Origin of the sequence: Flavobacterium alvei, assembly GCF_002920895.1 — a bacterium.
Lineage (GTDB): Bacteria > Bacteroidota > Bacteroidia > Flavobacteriales > Flavobacteriaceae > Flavobacterium > Flavobacterium alvei.
Map to the genome: position 1 here is coordinate 266,645 of NZ_PQVG01000004.1, position 18,731 is coordinate 285,375.

Sequence of the window (18,731 nt, forward strand, 5' to 3'; positions counted from 1 at the left end):
TTACTTCACAATCGTTATTGAACCCTTTTTAGTTGCCCCATCTTGCGGCTTTATGAAATAATAAAAAACAGGATTTATTTGCTTAAATTCAATTGGACTTTCGGGCCAGTTGTTCAAGTAATTATCGGAGGTAAATACAAGTTCGCCATTCGAATTCCGTATCTCAACTTTGGTATTACTGCCTACTGAAAATTCTTGTGGGATAACCCAAGTATCATTTATACCATCGCCATTCGGGCTAATCAAATTTGGAATCTTGACAACATTAAGATCTATGACAGAGTTCACAAGAAAAGAAACTTCGTCAACAACTGCACATCCTGATTGTTGGGTTATCTTAACTTTATAATTTCCTGTGCTAGTTACATCATAGGTATTTGTCGTAATGCCTGAAATTAAAGTGTTGTTTTTATACCATTCGAATGTTGGACTTGCCGCATTTGTTGTTACTATAACTTTTATGATTTCTCCATCCGCAATAACGTTTGTATCAGGAATGTTGATAGAACTTACTGTTTTTAATTCTTTTAAATCAATTGTAAAAGTGCTGGAACATCCTCCAAAATCAACAAAAACGGAATAGAATCCTTCTTGGTTTGCTAGTAAGGTTTTAGTAGTAGCTCCATTTATTTTCACGTTATCCTTATACCATTGATAGGTATTTCCTGTAACAGAACCCAAACCAAGTGTTGTAGCACCGCCAGCTGAACAAAAAGGATTTCCAAGACTTGAAACAACTGATGCCGAAGTTCCTCCTGAAGATTGAGTTACTGTTACCGAGTTGGATCTAAAATTAGAATCAGTACAAGTTCCATAATCAAGCATAACATAGTAAACTCCGGCTGACTTTGCTATTAAAGAGGAAGAAGTCGCTCCAGAAACAACCACATTATCTTTGTACCATTTATACTTAATACTCGAATAATTTACTGGAGAACTGTTGGGAATAGTTGGGGTTGAATTATCGATTGCCAAAGTAACGCTACCGCCAGTACAAATACTAGCTGTTGCTTGTTTGTTATTTATAAAAAAAGATTCTTCGTATGGTTTGTAATAAGCTGGAAAATAGGTTAAAGTTCCGCCAACATTAACAGCGTCTTTTACAAAAAAATTACTGCTTATGAATCCTGTAGAGCTTTTTACTCTTAATTTATATACATCAGATCCTATTAAAGTGGTTGGAACCGCAAAAGTTATTTTTTTTTGACTAGCCGTTATATCTGTAGATGATACAATTGTTGTGCTAATTGGATTGGTAAAACTACCTGTATTATCTGAAAGCTGTACCTCAAAAGTAGTTCCAGCCGGAAAACCCGAATGATTAAAAGTAGCGTCAAATTCATTAAAAGTCCCTGCACAAATTTTATCAAACGGTAAGATTTGTGGTGCTATTGTTTGTCCGTAAACGATTGTGGTTAAAGTCGAAACCAAAATCAAGAAACAAAAAAAATATTTATTTAAAATAGGGAATTTCATTGACTAAAATATTTGCTTAGCCGAAATTAAATAAATATCTTTATAAAAATCGACTTAATTAATTCAAAAAGTTCATTTTATTTGGTTTTATTTAATCTTCGTTTGATACGGTTATTCTTCCTATACGCAATCTAAAATCGGGTCTTTTATCATTCATAAAATCTATGAATGTCTCACTGTTTTCGGCTTTGGAGTAAACATTAGCAAAACCCACATTTCCATACCAATTTTCTAAATCTTCATTATTAGAATTGTTTTCAACAAAAATATTGCCTTTGCAAAGATTGAAATACATTTGCTCTAATTTTACTTTTTTAAGATTTAAATCATTAATTGCAATTTCTTTGCTCAACAATATAGCTGGATTAAAACCAGAAATAACACTTTTCTTAAAGTCAATTGAAGCATTTTCGGCAACATAAACACCCTCTTTAATAAGTCCTGATTCTATATCCACTTTAACATTTTCACTATTGTTGACCAATGTTAAATTTCGTGCTGAAACTAAAGTTTGTTTTTTAGTGAAATCTACCTCTTCTTGTTTGTCATAAGAACGGACATTCATGCATCTTGAACCGTTAGTACTAGTCAAATAAGAAGAGCGAATTGCCAATGAATTTTCGATAGTACATTGTGTTCCATAATTAAATTTATAGTCATCATTACTCGATTTAAAAGAGATCAACTTGTTCAAATTAACTTCTCCTCCTAATATTTCAAATGAATCACCAGCAGAATAACTGACCATTATGTTTTCAAAGATAGTTTTGTTACCAACTCCCGCCAACAACAATCCATTAAAATTATTGAATCCCTTAATTTTAGCACCTGCATATTCTATTCTCACAAATCTTAAAACACCTGAATTGCTAGCTGAATTATTACCACCATAATAAGATAAATTAGCATCTGTATCAAAATTTATTGCTGCCAAATTTCCAAATTTGTTAATCGGCGCATCACCAAGAATAATCACTCCACCCCAATCACCTGCTTTTCTAACTACTTTATTAGACGTAAAAACTATCGGATCGGTTTCTAAACCATCGGCAACAATGGTAGCTCCTTTGGTAACGATTAGCGACGCTTTAGACTCGCTGTCTGCCATTATAACTGTTCCAGGCTCAATTGTTAAAACGGCATTGTTCATTAGATAAACATTACCTTGTAGTAAATACACATTTCTTTTATACAGTTTAGTATCAACCTTTATATAACCTGTTAGAATTTGACTTACATCATTATAAACCACTTTGTTTGGTTTAAATTCGGTCCAATTGTTTAACCAGCTTTTAAATCCTGTTATTCCTTTTTCTTGTTGTGCATTCATATCACAAACCACTAAAAGAAGTATGACGATTATTTTAATTAATTTTTTCATGACTTATCAACTTTATATTTTCAACACTTACTCCTATTTTTTTAAATTCTAATAAGTGTTTTAATTTCGTTTTTTTCGTTTTACATATCATCAAATTCGTGTAGCGATTTCAATATGTTTTCATAAAACAGAATGGCTTTTATCAAATCGTCTTTATCACCATAAGGCAATATCTTTTTTTGATATTCGGCTGTATTATCCAAATACTCTTTTGTATTCTCCTCTTGCCCTTCAAATGCCTTTCTGTATTCAGAGGTTTTTGGAATTCCAAAATCTTCCAAAGTAATACCCGGTTTTGTAGCCAATGAAATATAAGGCAATGTTTTAGCCAAAACGGCTACACGTTCTACGCACAATTCAATCAACTCTCCTTTTGGCAAACTGGACAACTCATTTTTATCGTAATATTTTTTAATTATTGCTGTTCTGCTTATAATACTTAATGGAGCCTTCTTTTTATCTTGAGCAAAAGAAGCTGTTGAAATAAATAAAAATGCGATACTGATATAAAGAATTTTAGCTTTCATAATTAATTAGATGTTTTATTTTAAACAAATTTACAAAACAAAATTTAATCTGCAATTTTATTTAACACTAAAAATAAATAAATTACTACAAATGCTGAAAAAAAATACAAATAATCGAATAAATATGCTTTTTATCGGATATTTTGCGCCGATCTAAAAATAATTTAATAAGTTTAATTTGATTAAAAAAAATAAACTACTAACATTATGTTTTTAGTTATCAACAAATGTAATTTTAAAGCTACAAATTTTTAAGAAAGAAAAATATATCTAATAAATATGCGTTTTATCGAATATTTTGACTCTATGAAACAAAAATTCAAGTCGCTACAAATCGTTTATTATTTAAAAAAAGATTAATTCATACTTTTTAGGTTCTAGTATATTAAATCAACAACAACGAAAACTTTGCCATCTAAATTTCGACACTAGACCAATTTCTTCTATATTTGCCTTATGCAGTTTTCAGAAATTTTAGGGCAGGAACACATCAAAAATCATTTGACACGAAGTGCCGATTTAGGTAGAATTCCACACGCCCAATTGTTTGTCGGTCCCGAAGGATGTGGCGCTTTGCCAATGGCGATTGCCTATGCACAATATATTTTGTGCAACAATCAAAACGGAGAAAATTCGGGTGCCAACGAAAGTTGTAATGTTAAATTCCAAAAATTATCGCATCCCGATTTGCATTTCGTTTATCCAACAGTAAGCACCGAAGATGTAAAAACAAAACCCAAAAGCATTGATTTCATTGCCGATTGGAGAGAATTTGTAGCCCAAAATCCTTACGGAGGACTTTTCGATTGGTATTCTGTTTTAGGAGTTCAGAACAAGCAAGGCGAAATTCGGGTAGATGATGCACAGGAAATCCTGAAATCACTTTCGCTAAAATCCTACGAAGGCGGTTATAAAATTATGATTGTTTGGATGGCCGATAAAATGAACACAGCAGCCTCCAACAAATTATTGAAATTATTAGAAGAACCGCCAGAAAAAACCATTTTCATCCTCATTTCCGAAAACGAAGAAGATATTATTCAAACGATTCGTTCGCGTTGTCAAGTTTTGCATTTTATCGGTTTGAGCGAAAGTGTGATTAGTGAAACCTTAGTTTCTCGTGAAAACATCGATCCCAAAACGGCTACAAAAATCGCCCATCAAGCACAAGGAAATTTCAACAAAGCCTTGCATTTATTAAAAGACGACAACGACGAATTTCCGTTCGAAGAATGGTTCGTGGTTTGGGTTCGTGCGGCTTTCAAAGCCAAAGGAAATGCAGCGGTAATTGCCGATCTGATTCAATGGAGCGAACAAATTGCCACTTTGGGAAGAGAAACCCAAAAGAAATTCCTGCAATTTTGTATCGATATTTTTCGTCAAGCTTTGCTACACAATTATGAAACATCGAGTTTGGTATATATGGAACCCGCCGTCGAAGGCTTTACAATTGCAAAATTTGCACCTTTTGTAAACGGAAACAACATTCACGAAATATTTCAAGAATTGTCTGATGCCATTTATCATATCGAGCGCAACGGAAATGCTAAAATAATCCTGACCGATTTATCAATAAAATTGACTCGTTTAATCCACAAAAAATAAGTTATGAATAATACTGCCTCCATTTTGCTTCTCGTTTTTTTGGCTCTTACTTTTATACAATCGGCTTACGAAAAAATATTTTATTGGCAAGAAAACATCGATTGGCTCAAAGAACACTTTTCTAAAACTAGACTCAAAAATCTAGTCAATCCCTCGCTAATTCTTCTCGTTATTTTTGAACTTATTTCAGGTATTTTATCTGTTGTAGGTATCATCGAACTTTTAGTCAACAACGGTAGAACTTTTGGTTTTTATGGAGCCATTTTTTCAAGTATCACCCTACTGATGATGCTTTTCGGTCAGCGATTAGCCAAAGATTATGACGGCGCCAGAACCATCGTTATTTACTTTATTCCAGCAGTAATGGCGGTCTATTGGCTGAATTAGAAATTAATTTAATTTACCACATAAACTATGACTCCAAAACATCCTTCAGATTCCTTGACGATACTAACGGATTTAGTTTTGCCAAGCGAAACCAACGCTTTGAACAACCTTTTTGGTGGCGAATTATTGGCTCGAATGGATCGTGCTGCCAGTATTTCAGCAGGAAGACATTCGCGCAGAATTGCGGTAACGGTTTCGGTAAACCACGTAGCTTTCAACAAGGCCATTCCACTGGGAAGTGTTGTCATTATTGAGGCAAAAGTATCCAGAGCTTTCAAAACTTCGATGGAAATTTATATTGATGTTTGGATTGAAGACCGAGAATCTGGCGAAAGAATCAAATCGAACGAAGCGATTTATACTTTCGTTGCCGTGGACGAAACCGGAAAACCCGTTGAAGTTCCGCACATTATTCCCGAAACCAAACTGGAACAGCACCGTTTTGATGATGCCTTGAGAAGAAAACAATTGAGCCTCGTCTTGGCCGGAAAATTGAATCCTCACGAAGCCACGGAATTGAAAGCTTTGTTTATATGAAACCTTATATATTTGTTAGAGCTATAAATTAATTTATAATTAACCTAAAAAATTAAAAATGCCTAATTTATTTTTTGCTAAAGAAGAATTAAAATTTGCCAAAGAAGCTCTTGAACAATTTAAAAACACCAAAGAATTTTTACCCAATAGTAAACATTGGACAGATTTTTTAATACATTTAGAATTATCATTTATAAAAGCAGAAAGAGGTTCTCAGGATATAAAAAATATTTTTATTCCTTTCCAAGGAAAATATAAAAAAATTAGAAAAATTGACCCTGTTCTTTCTTACTTAAAGAATGCTAGAGATGCTGTATCTCACGGATTAGAAACAATAGTGGATTTAGAAATTGTAAGTAAAAAAGTTGTAGATAAAATACAGTTATCAAGACTTGATGAAAATGGTAATGTTATTGAAATTACTGAACATCCAATGTTTCCTGCTAGAATAAAACTCAAAACATTTACTATAAACGGTCAGATTTGGAATCCTCCTACATATCATAGAGGAAAAAGATTGATATATGACAAAGAACCTTTAGAATCTGCAAATTTAGCACTGCACTTTTATGAAAATTTTATAAATGAAATTGAGAAACTTTAGACTCTTTTTGATATATAAAATTGCTTGTCATTGCAAAAATGGATATTATTCCCTCATTTAAATTATTAAAATTCCCCAAAAAATTCCCCTTGCTTCTTCCAAAAAAAGAAGTATTTTTACCAAAGATAAGTACCAAAAATAAATCAAAGAAAAGATGAGTTCAGAAAAAGAAGCCAAATTAAAAGCGTTACAACTTACCCTTGACAAACTAGATAAAACCTACGGAAAAGGCACCGTAATGAAAATGGGCGACAAAGCCATCGAAGAAGTAGAAACCATTTCTTCAGGTTCATTGGGAGTCGATTTGGCCTTGGGAGTTGGCGGTTATCCAAAAGGAAGAGTGATCGAAATATACGGTCCAGAATCTTCAGGAAAAACAACCTTGACATTGCACGCCATTGCCGAAGCTCAAAAAGCAGGAGGAATTGCCGCTTTTATAGATGCTGAACACGCTTTCGACAGAAATTATGCTGAAAAATTAGGCGTTGACATCGAAAACTTAATCATTTCGCAACCAGACAACGGAGAACAAGCCTTGGAAATTGCCGAGAACTTGATTCGTTCCGGCGCCATTGATATCGTCGTGATTGACTCGGTTGCTGCATTGACTCCAAAAAGCGAAATCGAAGGCGAAATGGGAGATTCTAAAATGGGTCTTCACGCTCGTTTGATGTCGCAAGCCTTGAGAAAACTAACTGGAACCATCAGCAAAACCAATTGTACGGTTTTCTTCATCAACCAGTTGAGAGAGAAAATTGGCGTAATGTTCGGAAATCCAGAAACGACTACGGGTGGAAATGCCTTGAAGTTTTATGCTTCGGTACGTTTGGATATTCGTCGTTCAACACAAATCAAAGATGGCGAAAACGTATTGGGTAACAGAACAAAAGTTAAAATCGTTAAAAATAAAGTCGCTCCGCCTTTCAAAACTGCCGAATTTGATATTATGTACGGCGAAGGAATTTCGAAAACAGGAGAAATCTTAGATTTGGCCGTTGAATTTGAAATCATCAAAAAAGCGGGTTCTTGGTTCAGTTATGGCGATACCAAACTAGGGCAAGGTCGCGATGCCGTGAAAGCTTTAATAAAAGACAATCCAGAATTGGCCGATGAATTAGAAGAAAAAATCAAAGCTAAGATTAAAGAAAATAATGCTTAAAATTAGAAAAGAGTCTCGCAAATGTGAGACTCTTTTTTTTATTCTATTTCTTCTTCTGAAAATCCAATAATTGTGTGTGAATGGTATTCCAAGATTGGTCTTTGAGACTGTTTTTATCTGCCATTGTTTTTCCTTCCGTTTCAATAAAAGAATGCACTTTTACCCTCATAATTCCTGGACTTCCACTCAAAAAAGTAAAAGAAAAACGTTCTTTATTGTCTCCAAAAGTCATTGGGACAATAGGCAATTGATGTTCGATAGCCAATCGGAATGCACCATCCTTGAAATAATCTAAAAGTATCGATTCGTCATTAGGAACACCTCCTTCGGGAAAAATACAAATACTAAGTCCTTGATTAATTCTTTTTTGGGCACGTTCAAAAACGCCGTGTTTGCTTCTGGAACTCAATCTATCGACCAAAATGCAGGTTCGTTTGTAGAAAAATCCAAAAATCGGAATTTTGACCAACTCTTTTTTTCCCACAAAAACAAAGGGTTTTCTAACCGTAGCAAGCATCAGCATAATGTCAGCCATCGAAGTGTGATTGGCGATAAGCATATAACTTTGATTCTTTTCGAATTCCTGTTCTCGTTCGATTTTATAATAAAACCCCATTCCGAAAAGAATAAATTTTGCCCAAATTCTCGCCATTTTAAAGAAGTAAGGATAACCCCTTTCAGTCAAAATAGACAACACCAAAAAAGGAAGCATCACCAAAATAGGAATAGCCATCAAGACATAAAACCAAACCCGCCAAAGCGCCCAAAAAACAATTTTTATTCCTCTCATAGTTTTCAAAAGTAAGTAAAACTATGCTATTATTTATAAAAGCATTAAATTTGAAAACTTTTAAGAAATTAAAACAATAATCATTGCAACCTTTGCGGTCAAGAAAAAAAATATAATGGCAAAAATACTCACTGGCGTTCAAAGCACCGGAACACCACACTTAGGAAACTTACTGGGCGCAATTATTCCCGCTATCGAATTATCCAAAAATCCCGCAAACGAATCCTTTCTTTTCATCGCCGATTTGCATTCGATAACCCAAATAAAAGATGGTAAAACATTAAGAGCCAATACATATAGCACCGCTGCTGCTTGGTTGGCTTGTGGTTTGGATGTAAATAAAGTAGTTTTTTACCGTCAATCCGATGTGGCGCAAACGGCGGAGTTGTCTTGGTATTTGAGTTGTTTTTTTCCATTTCAAAGGTTGACCTTGGCGCACTCTTTCAAAGACAAATCCGATAGATTAGAAGACGTCAACGCAGGATTATTTTCGTATCCAATGCTGATGGCTGCCGATATTTTGTTGTATGATGCCGAATTTGTTCCTGTTGGAAAAGACCAATTGCAACATTTAGAAATCACTCGTGACGTGGCTTCTCGTTTTAATCATCAAATGGGGGAAACCTTCGTGCTTCCAGAAGCCAAAATTCAAGAAGACAGTATGTTGATTCCGGGAACGAATGGCGGAAAAATGAGTAAATCGGCCAACAACATCATCAATATTTTCTTGGACGACAAAGCCTTGCGCAAACAAATAATGAGCATCGAAACGGACAGCACACCGCTTGAAGCTCCTAAAAATCCAGATACTTGCAATTGTTTTACTATTTATTCATTATTGGCCAATGAAGAACAATTGGAACAAATGAGAGCTAATTATTTGGGTGGCAATTACGGTTACGGTCACGCCAAACAAGCTCTGTTTGAACTAATCGTAGAAAAATTCAAAACCGAAAGAGAAAAATACAATTACTACATCAACAACCTTGCAGAAGTTGATGCCTTATTAAAAATTGGTGCCGAAAAAGCTGGAGTTGTCGCCAGTGGCGTTTTGGCAAGAGTGAGAGAGAAATTGGGGTTTGAGTAAAAAAATAACCGCAGATTCGCAGATTATAATAACAATTTAAAAAATCTGCGAATCTGCGGTTTTATTTAAATCGCCTCAAACAATTTACCCGGCAAGGGTCGAATCACGCCTTTGAGTTCCATATTTAGTAGCATTCCCGAGATTTTATAAATCGGGAAATCACATCGCAACGCAATAATATCCAACAATTCTTTACCGTTTTTTAGTAAATAATCATACACTTTTTGTTCGTCGTTTTCGAGGACTACAAAAAGTTGCTTTTGAACAGGTTTAGCTTTGCTTTCAATGTCCCAATTCAGGATGTAAACCAAATCGGCAGCACTGGTCAGCAGGTTTGCTTTTTGTGTTTTTATCAAATTGTTGCAACCTTGACTGTATTTGTCGGTAGTTCGGCCAGGAACGGCAAAAACATCGCGGTTGTAATCGTTGGCAATATTGGCGGTAATCAAAGATCCTCCTCTATCGGCCGATTCGATGACTATTGTAGCTTCGGTCATTCCTGCCACGATGCGGTTTCTACGAACAAAATTTTCTTTTTCAGGATTAGATGTACTCCAAAACTCCGTCATAAAACCGCCATTTTTCTCCACTTTGGCTACATACTTTTTGTGATCTTTAGGGTAAATTTGATTCAAACCGTGGGCAACAACACCTATCGTTTGCAAATCATGTTCCATCGCCAATTGATGGGCAAAAATATCAACACCATAAGCAAAACCACTTACAATTACAGGATCAAGCGGGGCCAAATCTTCAATTAATTTTCGGCAAAATTCCATTCCGTAGGAAGTAATTTTTCGAGTTCCCACAATGCTGATGATTTTCTTGTTTTTTAGGTCGATATTGCCTGAAGTAAACAACAAAACTGGCCCGTCGATGCAATGTTTGAGTCGGTCGGGATAATTTTCATCTTGAAAATAAGCTACATCAATTTCGTTTGATTTTATGAATTTTAGTTCTTGTTCGGCTTTTTCGAAAACGGTTTTGTCTTTAAGATTTTTTAAAAGCACCGAACCAATTCCATCAATAGAAGCTAGTTGAGAGCTTTTGGTTTTGAAAACTTCGACGGCATTTCCGCAATGCGTAATCAATTTTTTGGCCACAATATCGCCCACTCCTTCTACTTGTTGCAATGCCAATAAATGAAATAAATCCTGGTCTGTCATACTAATCGTTTGAGGCTGAAATGTATAAAAATTTAGCCGGATTGTTAATAAAAATTGTGAATAAAATTTTGATAACTATTTTCAATATATAACTTTGTAACTATGAACATCGAACTCTATATCTCGCAACTTTTGTACCGTTACCAATGTGTAACCGTTCCAGGTTTTGGGGCTTTTTTGACTGAAATCCAGTCGGCTCAATTAATTGAGAGCTCTCATTCCTTTTTTCCTCCAAAGAAAATGATTTCTTTCAATGCCCATCTAAAAAACAACGATGGATTATTGGCCAATCACATTGCCCAAGCCGAAAAAACGTCTTATGAATATGCGGTAAGTGCCATTCAATACGAGGTTTTCAATTGGAAAAAAGCGCTACAAGAAAACGGATTGTTTTCCATCAAAAACGTGGGGAATTTTTCGCTTAACGCTGATAAAAATTTGATTTTCACTCCTTATGACCAAACCAATTACTTGACTAATTCTTTTGGTTTGAGTGCTTTTGTTTCGCCAGTTGTAAAAAGAGAAATTTTCGAACAAAAAATCGAAGCTCTCGAAGAAAATATTGAAGAAAGTGAAGTAATAGAATTCATTCCAGAAAGAAGAAGAACAAGTGCTTATTTGAAATATGCTGCCGTTTTTGTTCTTGGTTTAGGTTTGGCTGGCGCGGTTGGTTATCCAGTTTACCAACAACAAATTGCCAATGAGACCATTATTGTAGAAAAATCAGTTCAGAAACAAGTTCAAAACAAAATTCAAGAAGCCACTTTCTTTATTGAAAATCCAGTTCCTGCCGTGACTCTTACAGTGAAAGAGGAAAAAATGTCTTATCACATTATGGCGGGTGCGTTTAGAGATGAAAGAAATGCCCAAAAGAAATTCGAGCAATTATCCAGCCAAGGGTATAAAGCACGCAGAATTCCACAAAACAAACACGGATTATTTCCGGTTCTTTACGGAAGTTACGCCACTTTTGCCGAAGCCAAAAAAGTGAGTCAGGAAATTCAAAATACCGAAAACCCTGATGCTTGGGTATTGATTGAATCACTATAAATTACAAAAACCTATTCGAATGAATAGGTTTTTTTACATCTAATTCTAAAACTAAACTATTGAATACTGATTGGGAAACTATAAATACATCTTACTTTTCTTCCTTTCTGTTCTCCAGGCGACCATTTAGGCATCATTTTTAAAACTCTTATTGCTTCTTTGCCTGTGCCATAACCTAAATCTCTCAATACTTTAATATCAGTAAGTGTGCCATCTTTTTCTATAACAAAAGTCACATAAACTTTCCCCTTAATAACTTCTCCTTGAGGTTTTATAAAGTTTTTCTCTATAAATTCATACATTTTTGTCGGTCCACCGGGAAACTCTGGTTTTACTTCAATTCCTGCTGTATTGTAAATCAGGTTATCATCTTGGTTTACTACAACTGTTGAAACATCATCTTCAGAATCAGGATTGCCTTTAATAGTATTACGCATAACTTCTTCGTTATCTGACTGTTTTACAATAGGTTCTTTCTTTTTGGTTTGCCCAAACGAGAATGAAATAAAAAGAATAACGAATAAAAGAGATAATTTTTTCATAGATTTCTGAATTCTGTAGTCACCAATTGAGTACTAATTATTTTACAAATATATAAGAATAATTGGAGTATTATTTTTTATTAGTTCAAACTCGCCTTGAACATTCTCAACTCTTCCCAAGAAAATTTATCGCCGTATTTTTCTTTTAATGGCGAAATCGATTCTTCTTTGTAGCCATAAAAAGCCTCTGTCAAATCCTGGATTTTATCTTCGGGTAAAACATCGTTGATGCTTATGGTTTTTGTAATAATCAATTTGGTCAAATGGCTTAAAATAGTTTCGGGAGTAAATTTTCTAATAGCTGCTATTTCGGCAATAGTATTGTTTTCGAGCCACAATTCGTAGGTTTCCTGAACCGTAGATTTTTTGGTTTCTTTCGTTTCTTTTTTCTTTTTGGTATAACGATTTGCATCAGCTTCGTCTTCAATTAGCGTTACATTGAGTTCCTTGAATTGCTTTTGGATGGCTTCGGTTTTGTGGCTGATGTATTTTTTAATTACATCTGAAGTTAATTTTTCTTTAGAAATCGTTTCTCCGGCCACCACGGTTTCAATCAATAATTTGGCTTTCATCAATCGCAAAACGGCTTTGACTTGTAGCTCTTCCAAAACCATTAATTCCTCATAAAACGCTTTAGCTTTGGAGACACGTTTGACTTCTTCGACTTTCCAAAGAATTTCAAAAACCAAGTCGTCCATTGGTTTGATAAAATAATTATACGCTGCCGTGAAACGCTCCGAAACGTGATACAAATCGACGGTTTCTGTGTTAAAAATCTTGTTGAGTTGAACGATGAATTTTTGAGATGGATCCAAAAGTCCGTCAATGATAAGTAGTTGTTTGGCCGCCCAAGTCGCCTGTTTCGATTTGACTGAAACATCACTGCTTTCGTTGTAACTAAACTTATGATTGCGCCATTCTTGTGCCAATTCTGCCCAATCAAAGGTGTTTATCAAGTAGTTATGGATGAAATTCTTGGTTTCGAAATGCAAGGAATTTTTCAGCACTTCTTCCGAAGCTTTGTTCAACGAATAATCCATCACGTCTTGATCGTTCGAAATGCCATTCATTCGCAATGGAGAAAGCAAAATTAAGCCGTTTAACGAACGTAAACGCGATAAAGCCACATAAGCTTGTCCGGGAAGAAAAACTTGCGAAACATCGAGCGCTGCTTTGTCAAACGTTAATCCTTGGCTTTTGTGAACTGTAATTGCCCAAGCCAATTTGATGGGATAATGCACAAAAGTGCCTAAAACCTCTTCCTCTATTTCCTTGGTCAATTCATCTACTTTGTAGCGAATGTTTTCCCATTCGTATTTTTCGACTTCGATGGTAGTGTTTTCTTCGGGAAAATGAACCAAAATCTCGTCTTTCGAAAGGGATTTGATAATGCCCATTTTACCATTGAAATATTTTTTATCAAATGACAAATCGTTTTTCACAAACATCACTTGTGCGCCTACTTTCAATTTTAATTCCTCATCAACAGGATAAATTTTATCTGGAAAATCGCCCACAATTACAGCTTTGTAAACCTGTTCTTTTCCTTCTAAATCTTCTAACGCTTGGGTGTTCATCGCATCGGCTTTGGCGTTATGAGTTGTTAAAGTGATGTAACCTTTGTTGGCTTTCAAATCGAAGTTTGGATTTACATATTGATTCAAAGCCTGAACATCGGCAGGAGAAATTTGATTGTTGCGCAAATTGTTCAAAATCGAAATAAAAACTTCGTCTCTTTGTCTAAAAATTTTATCTAATTCAATATACAAAGGCGGATTTTGCTGAATGACATGCGAATGAAAAAAGAATTTTCCTTTGTAATAGGTCTTTAAAGTACGCCATTCTTCGTCTCGAATTACGGGTGGCAATTGCAATAAATCGCCAATAAACAACACTTGAACACCACCAAATGGAGTCGTTTTTTTGCGAACAGTTTGCATCATAAAATTCATTGCGTCGAGCAAATCGGCACGAAGCATACTGACTTCGTCAATAATCAACAATTCCATATTTTGAATAACCGATTTCTTCAGTCCACTCATTCTGAAATGTCTGCGCAAAGTAGCCTTGGTTTCAAACTTGGTGCTTTCCGAGAAATGAGGCGAAGAATTGTCGGGAATAAAACCTCCAAAAGGCAGTTGAAACATCGAGTGAATTGTCACTCCGCCAGCGTTCAAAGCAGCTATTCCTGTGGGCGCCACGACAACAGTATTCTTGTGTGTGGTTTGAATAATTTCCCGCAAAAGTGTGGTTTTACCAGTTCCAGCTTTTCCCGTAAGGAAAATTGAACGATGCGTTTGATTGATAAATTTCAGGGTGTAAACGGCTGCTTCAGAGATAGTTTGCATTTGGCGTATAAATTAAATATGGCTGTTAGAAGAAATTTTTAGCGACAAGTTCACAAATTATTTTGAAAACGAAGTATTAAAATCTCACCAATTCGAATCAAAATTAGTTTAATGAAATTAAAAAAAATATCCGTGAATTCCTAGCTAAAAAGAAAAGCTAAAATATTGTTTTTGAAGAGATAAAACAAAAAATGCCTCCAAAAATTGAAGGCATTTGATAAATAAAATTTTACAATATTATTTTTTAGCAGCTGATGCTTTGTATTTTTCGTTCAATAATTTAACAATTTCTTTAGTAATATCGGCTTTATCTTCAGCATATAAAATAGTTGCATTAGAGTCGCCTGTTCCGTAGATATAAGCATATCCTTTTTCTTTTCCGTACCCTTTAATGAATTTTTTTACTCCAACAATTACGCTGTCCATTTCTACACCACCTTCTTGTTGTAACTGTTGTGCTAACATTTGTTGTGCTTGAGCCAACTGTTGTTCTCTTCTTTGCAATTCAGCTCCTTTTTTTTGAGCCCATTCTTGACCATTGGCTTGTGCTTGTGCTTGAAAATTTTGAGCTTCTTGTTTGAATCTATTTATTTCAGCTTGAAGCTGTCTTCCTTTCTCTTCACCTTTGGCTTTATATTTTGCTTCAACATCTTTTGCAGCGGTGTATTCTTTCATTAAAACCGAAGTGTCCACATAAGCTGTTTTTAATTCTTTTACTTTTGTTTCTGATTTCTCTCCGTTATTGCAAGAAACAATTGAAATTGCAATTGCAAGAATTACTACTATTTTTTTCATTTGGTAAATTTTCTGATTTTTAAGAATTGGTAACAAAAATATAAAAAAATAAGTAGTATTATCAAAAACGGATGAAAATGCTACAACTATTTACGATATAAGTTTTCGTTATTAGATTGATTGAATGTATAAACAATCGCTATTAAAAACGATTTTTTTAGCTCATTCCTAATCGATTTTCTCCAAAAAGAGAATATTCGTGTTCGTCAAGACAAAAAACATTGCTTAAAAGCGCTTAAAATGATTTTTACTTGTTTTTTAAGACATAAATGTGTGAAGAATACTCAAAATTGGACTTCGCTTTCCAATTGGATTGCAATCCTGTAAAAAACGCTTTAACGAAATTCATTTTTCCTGATTTGTATTTTTCAGAAAGCAAACTCACATAAAACGAATCAAATTTCATTGGCAAAACTTTTTCTAGTTTCATTTCTTCTTTTTCAAAAAGCAATTGTATCGCTGTTTTAGAAAAATGCCAAAAATGAATCGGCACATCAAAAGCTGCCCAAAATTTTCCGTAATATTGTGCATCGAAAGATTTGAAATTGGGAACCGCCACAATTAAAGTCCCTGTTGGTTTTAATAAACGTTTCAATTCTTTGATTTGTTTGTCTAAATCTGGAACGTGTTCCAAAACGTGCCACATCGAAATCACGTCAAAAGAATGACTTTCTAATTCACTGGTTTCTTCCACAAAAGAAATGCCTTTGCTTCTGGCAATTCCTTTGGCTCGATCGCTTGGCTCTACTCCTATGGTTTGCCAACCGTCATTTTTGGCAACCAACAAAAAATCTCCTGTTCCTGCTCCAATATCTAATAGTCTCCCTTTGTTGGATTGTTGCGAATTGATTAAATTGAGCTTATTCTTTAAAGCAATACCTTTTATAAAATGATAGAGTTTTTCAAACAAAGAACGCTTATTGTCTGTGTGGGAAATATAATCTTCACTTTCGTAGTATTTGCCCAAATTCTCCAAACTCGGTTGCGGATGTGTAATCAGCATATCCAAAGTTTCGTCATAATACAAATCGAAAGTCTCTTGCGAAACCGAATAATCTTTTACAGTAAGGAAATGTTTTTTGTTTGAAATGTTCATTTTTAGAAATAGGTGTTGGGTACTTGGTGTTAGGTTTTAGTTTGAAAATATTTGAAGGTTTCACGTGGAACAAATTAGTAAGCAGTATCCAGCTGCAAACTGAACACTGAATACTGAACACTTTTTATCTTCCCATATGAATCAAAAGCACGGAAACATCGCTTGGCGACACTCCGCTTATTCTGGATGCTTGCGAAATAGTTACAGGTCTAATCTTGCTTAATTTCTGTCTCGCTTCAATCGACATTGATTTGATTTTGCTGTAATCAAAGTTTTCAGGAATTTTTACATCTTCGAGTCTTGATAATTTATTGGCGTTGTTTCTTTCCTTTTCGATATAACCTGAATATTTCACTTGAATTTCGGCTTGTTCCAAAATTTCTTGATCCAAATTGTTTTCGGCAACATAAGTGGCTACTTTTTCGAATTTGATTATATCCTCCAAATCGATTTGCGGACGAGAGAAAACTTTAAACATTTTATCACCTTGCGTAATCAAAGCTGTGTCCTTCGATTCTAAAATTGGATTTGCTTCGGCTACTGTTACACTAGTCTCTTTGAAAAAAGCAACCATCTTTTCAGATTCGTTTAACTTGTGTTCCATTCTGCGCAAACGCTTTTCAGAAGCTAAACCAATTTCATATGACATTGGTGTCAATCTGAAATCGGCATTATCCTGACGCAATAAAGTACGGAACTCCGCACGGGAAGTAAACATCCTGTATGGTTCTTCCGTTCCTTTCGTAATTAAGTCATCAATTAAAACACCAATATACGCTTCGTCTCTTTTTAAAGTAAAAGGTTCTCTTTCCTGAGCTTTTAAGGCTGCATTAATTCCTGCCATCAATCCTTGTGAAGCTGCTTCTTCATATCCTGTTGTTCCGTTTATTTGTCCGGCAAAATATAATCCTTCGACCAATTTAGTTTCTAAAGTATGTTTCAATTGGGTTGGCGGAAAATAATCGTATTCGATAGCATAACCTGGACGGAAGAATTTCACGTTTTCAAAACCAACAACCGAACGCAGCGCTTTAAATTGAATATCCTCTGGAAGCGATGTAGAAAAACCATTTACATACACCTCGCAAGTATTCCAACCTTCGGGTTCAACAAACAATTGGTGTCTTTCTTTATCCGCAAAACGATTAATCTTATCTTCGATAGACGGACAATATCTTGGGCCAAGCGATTTGATTCGACCGTTGAACATTGGCGAACGATCGAAACCTTCTCTTAAAACATTGTGCACTTCCAAAGAAGTGTAGGTCATATAACAAGACCTTTGATGAATCAAAGGTTTCGTTTCGTCAGAATACGAAAACTTATCTGGTTTGGCATCTCCTTTTTCCTCATTCATTTTAGAATAATCCAAAGAACGTCCATCGACTCTTGGTGGTGTTCCTGTTTTCATTCTACCAGATTCAAAACCGGCATTGACCAAATCTTCGGTAATTCCATAAGCAGCACTTTCTCCTGCTCTACCTCCACCAAATTGTTTTTCGCCAATATGAATTAATCCATTCAAAAAAGTTCCGTTTGTCAGCACCACCGTTTTTGATCTGATTTCAATCCCGAGCGAGGTTTTGATTCCTTTTACTTTACCATATTCAATGAGCAATCCTTTGACCATTTCTTGGTAAAAATCAAGATTGGGTGTTCCTTCGAGCATCAATCGCCATTCTTCTGAAAAACGCATTCGATCACTTTGAACCCTTGGCGACCACATTGCAGGGCCCTTGGACTTGTTCAGCATCTTGAACTGAATGGCAGTTTTATCGGAAACAATTCCAGAATATCCACCTAACGCATCAATTTCACGAACGATTTGTCCTTTGGCGATTCCGCCCATAGCGGGATTGCAAGACATCTGTGCAATGTTTTGCAAACTCATTGTAACCAACAAAGTTTTCGATCCCAAATTGGCAGCCGATGCCGCAGCCTCGCAACCAGCGTGACCCGCACCTACAACAATTACATCATACTCTTCTAAAAACATTCTTTTATTGATTTTTGATTTTTAGATTTCAGATTACTTTCTAAAATCTAAATCTTTAATTTAATATACTTTTTCCACGTGAAACACATTTCATTTTAGATCGTTTCTAAAACTAAATTTTGACTTAATCCTAATTTGTTTCACGTGAAACAAATATGCATTCTGAAATCTGTATGCAGAAATTA

At 35.0% G+C, this 18,731-nt stretch carries 17 protein-coding genes; 7 read left to right on the forward strand and 10 right to left on the reverse strand.

Translation table 11 applies throughout. The features are described from left to right. From C3L50_RS08595 to C3L50_RS08605, 3 genes are all read right to left on the reverse strand, one after another. The gene (locus tag C3L50_RS08595; RefSeq protein WP_103805767.1) at window positions 1-1,476 is read right to left on the reverse strand and encodes a T9SS type B sorting domain-containing protein; all 1,476 of its coding nucleotides are present in this window, start codon (window positions 1,474-1,476) and stop codon (window positions 1-3) included. Window positions 1,477-1,567: 91 nt separating this feature from the next. Then, window positions 1,568-2,857 (reverse strand): hypothetical protein, encoded by a 1,290-nt coding sequence (locus C3L50_RS08600; protein WP_103805768.1) that lies wholly within the window; start codon window positions 2,855-2,857, stop codon window positions 1,568-1,570. A gap of 80 nt (window positions 2,858-2,937) precedes the next feature. Then, window positions 2,938-3,384: a hypothetical protein gene (locus C3L50_RS08605; protein ID WP_103805769.1), complete on the reverse strand. Its 447-nt coding sequence runs from the start codon at window positions 3,382-3,384 to the stop codon at window positions 2,938-2,940. A 456-nt stretch (window positions 3,385-3,840) separates the two neighbouring features. Here C3L50_RS08605 and C3L50_RS08610 point away from each other — a divergent pair, with 456 nt between their 5' ends. The 5 genes from C3L50_RS08610 to recA all read left to right on the forward strand — a co-directional run bounded on the left by C3L50_RS08610 (window position 3,841) and on the right by recA (window position 7,676). Continuing rightward, window positions 3,841-4,989 (forward strand): DNA polymerase III subunit, encoded by a 1,149-nt coding sequence (locus C3L50_RS08610; protein ID WP_103805770.1) that lies wholly within the window; start codon window positions 3,841-3,843, stop codon window positions 4,987-4,989. A gap of 3 nt (window positions 4,990-4,992) precedes the next feature. After that, a complete protein-coding gene (locus tag C3L50_RS08615) occupies window positions 4,993-5,376 on the forward strand; it encodes a DoxX family protein (RefSeq protein ID WP_103805771.1) in 384 nt (127 codons plus the stop codon). 27 nt (window positions 5,377-5,403) lie between these two features. Continuing rightward, window positions 5,404-5,913: an acyl-CoA thioesterase gene (locus C3L50_RS08620; RefSeq protein ID WP_103805772.1), complete on the forward strand. Its 510-nt coding sequence runs from the start codon at window positions 5,404-5,406 to the stop codon at window positions 5,911-5,913. Between the two features lie 58 nt (window positions 5,914-5,971). Next, the gene (locus C3L50_RS08625) at window positions 5,972-6,517 is read left to right on the forward strand and encodes a hypothetical protein (protein WP_103805773.1); all 546 of its coding nucleotides are present in this window, start codon (window positions 5,972-5,974) and stop codon (window positions 6,515-6,517) included. Window positions 6,518-6,671: 154 nt separating this feature from the next. After that, a complete protein-coding gene (gene recA, locus C3L50_RS08630) occupies window positions 6,672-7,676 on the forward strand; it encodes a recombinase RecA (RefSeq protein WP_103805774.1) in 1,005 nt (334 codons plus the stop codon). A gap of 43 nt (window positions 7,677-7,719) precedes the next feature. Here the strand turns inward: recA and C3L50_RS08635 are convergent, their stop codons facing one another. Continuing rightward, window positions 7,720-8,466 carry a lysophospholipid acyltransferase family protein gene (locus C3L50_RS08635; RefSeq protein WP_103805775.1) on the reverse strand — a complete coding sequence of 249 codons (747 nt, stop codon included), beginning with the start codon at window positions 8,464-8,466 and terminating at the stop codon, window positions 7,720-7,722. Between the two features lie 115 nt (window positions 8,467-8,581). Here C3L50_RS08635 and trpS point away from each other — a divergent pair, with 115 nt between their 5' ends. Further along, window positions 8,582-9,553, forward strand: coding sequence for a tryptophan--tRNA ligase (gene trpS, locus C3L50_RS08640; RefSeq protein WP_103805776.1), 972 nt, complete (start codon window positions 8,582-8,584; stop codon window positions 9,551-9,553). Between the two features lie 65 nt (window positions 9,554-9,618). Here the strand turns inward: trpS and dprA are convergent, their stop codons facing one another. Further along, window positions 9,619-10,719 (reverse strand): DNA-processing protein DprA, encoded by a 1,101-nt coding sequence (gene dprA / locus C3L50_RS08645; protein ID WP_103805777.1) that lies wholly within the window; start codon window positions 10,717-10,719, stop codon window positions 9,619-9,621. Between the two features lie 102 nt (window positions 10,720-10,821). Here dprA and C3L50_RS08650 point away from each other — a divergent pair, with 102 nt between their 5' ends. Next, a complete protein-coding gene (locus tag C3L50_RS08650; protein WP_103805778.1) occupies window positions 10,822-11,769 on the forward strand; it encodes an HU domain-containing protein in 948 nt (315 codons plus the stop codon). 56 nt (window positions 11,770-11,825) lie between these two features. Here the strand turns inward: C3L50_RS08650 and C3L50_RS08655 are convergent, their stop codons facing one another. The 5 genes from C3L50_RS08655 to mnmG form a co-directional block, all read right to left on the reverse strand. Further along, complete coding sequence (locus C3L50_RS08655) at window positions 11,826-12,311, reverse strand: energy transducer TonB (protein WP_103805779.1); 486 nt, start codon at window positions 12,309-12,311, stop codon at window positions 11,826-11,828. Between the two features lie 80 nt (window positions 12,312-12,391). Further along, window positions 12,392-14,659: a helix-turn-helix domain-containing protein gene (locus C3L50_RS08660; protein ID WP_103805780.1), complete on the reverse strand. Its 2,268-nt coding sequence runs from the start codon at window positions 14,657-14,659 to the stop codon at window positions 12,392-12,394. A gap of 237 nt (window positions 14,660-14,896) precedes the next feature. Next, window positions 14,897-15,454, reverse strand: coding sequence for an OmpH family outer membrane protein (locus C3L50_RS08665; RefSeq protein WP_103805781.1), 558 nt, complete (start codon window positions 15,452-15,454; stop codon window positions 14,897-14,899). Between the two features lie 247 nt (window positions 15,455-15,701). Next, window positions 15,702-16,550, reverse strand: coding sequence for a class I SAM-dependent methyltransferase (locus C3L50_RS08670; protein ID WP_103805782.1), 849 nt, complete (start codon window positions 16,548-16,550; stop codon window positions 15,702-15,704). A gap of 124 nt (window positions 16,551-16,674) precedes the next feature. Further along, window positions 16,675-18,546 carry a tRNA uridine-5-carboxymethylaminomethyl(34) synthesis enzyme MnmG gene (gene mnmG / locus C3L50_RS08675; RefSeq protein ID WP_103805783.1) on the reverse strand — a complete coding sequence of 624 codons (1,872 nt, stop codon included), beginning with the start codon at window positions 18,544-18,546 and terminating at the stop codon, window positions 16,675-16,677. Window positions 18,547-18,731: the final 185 nt, after the last annotated feature.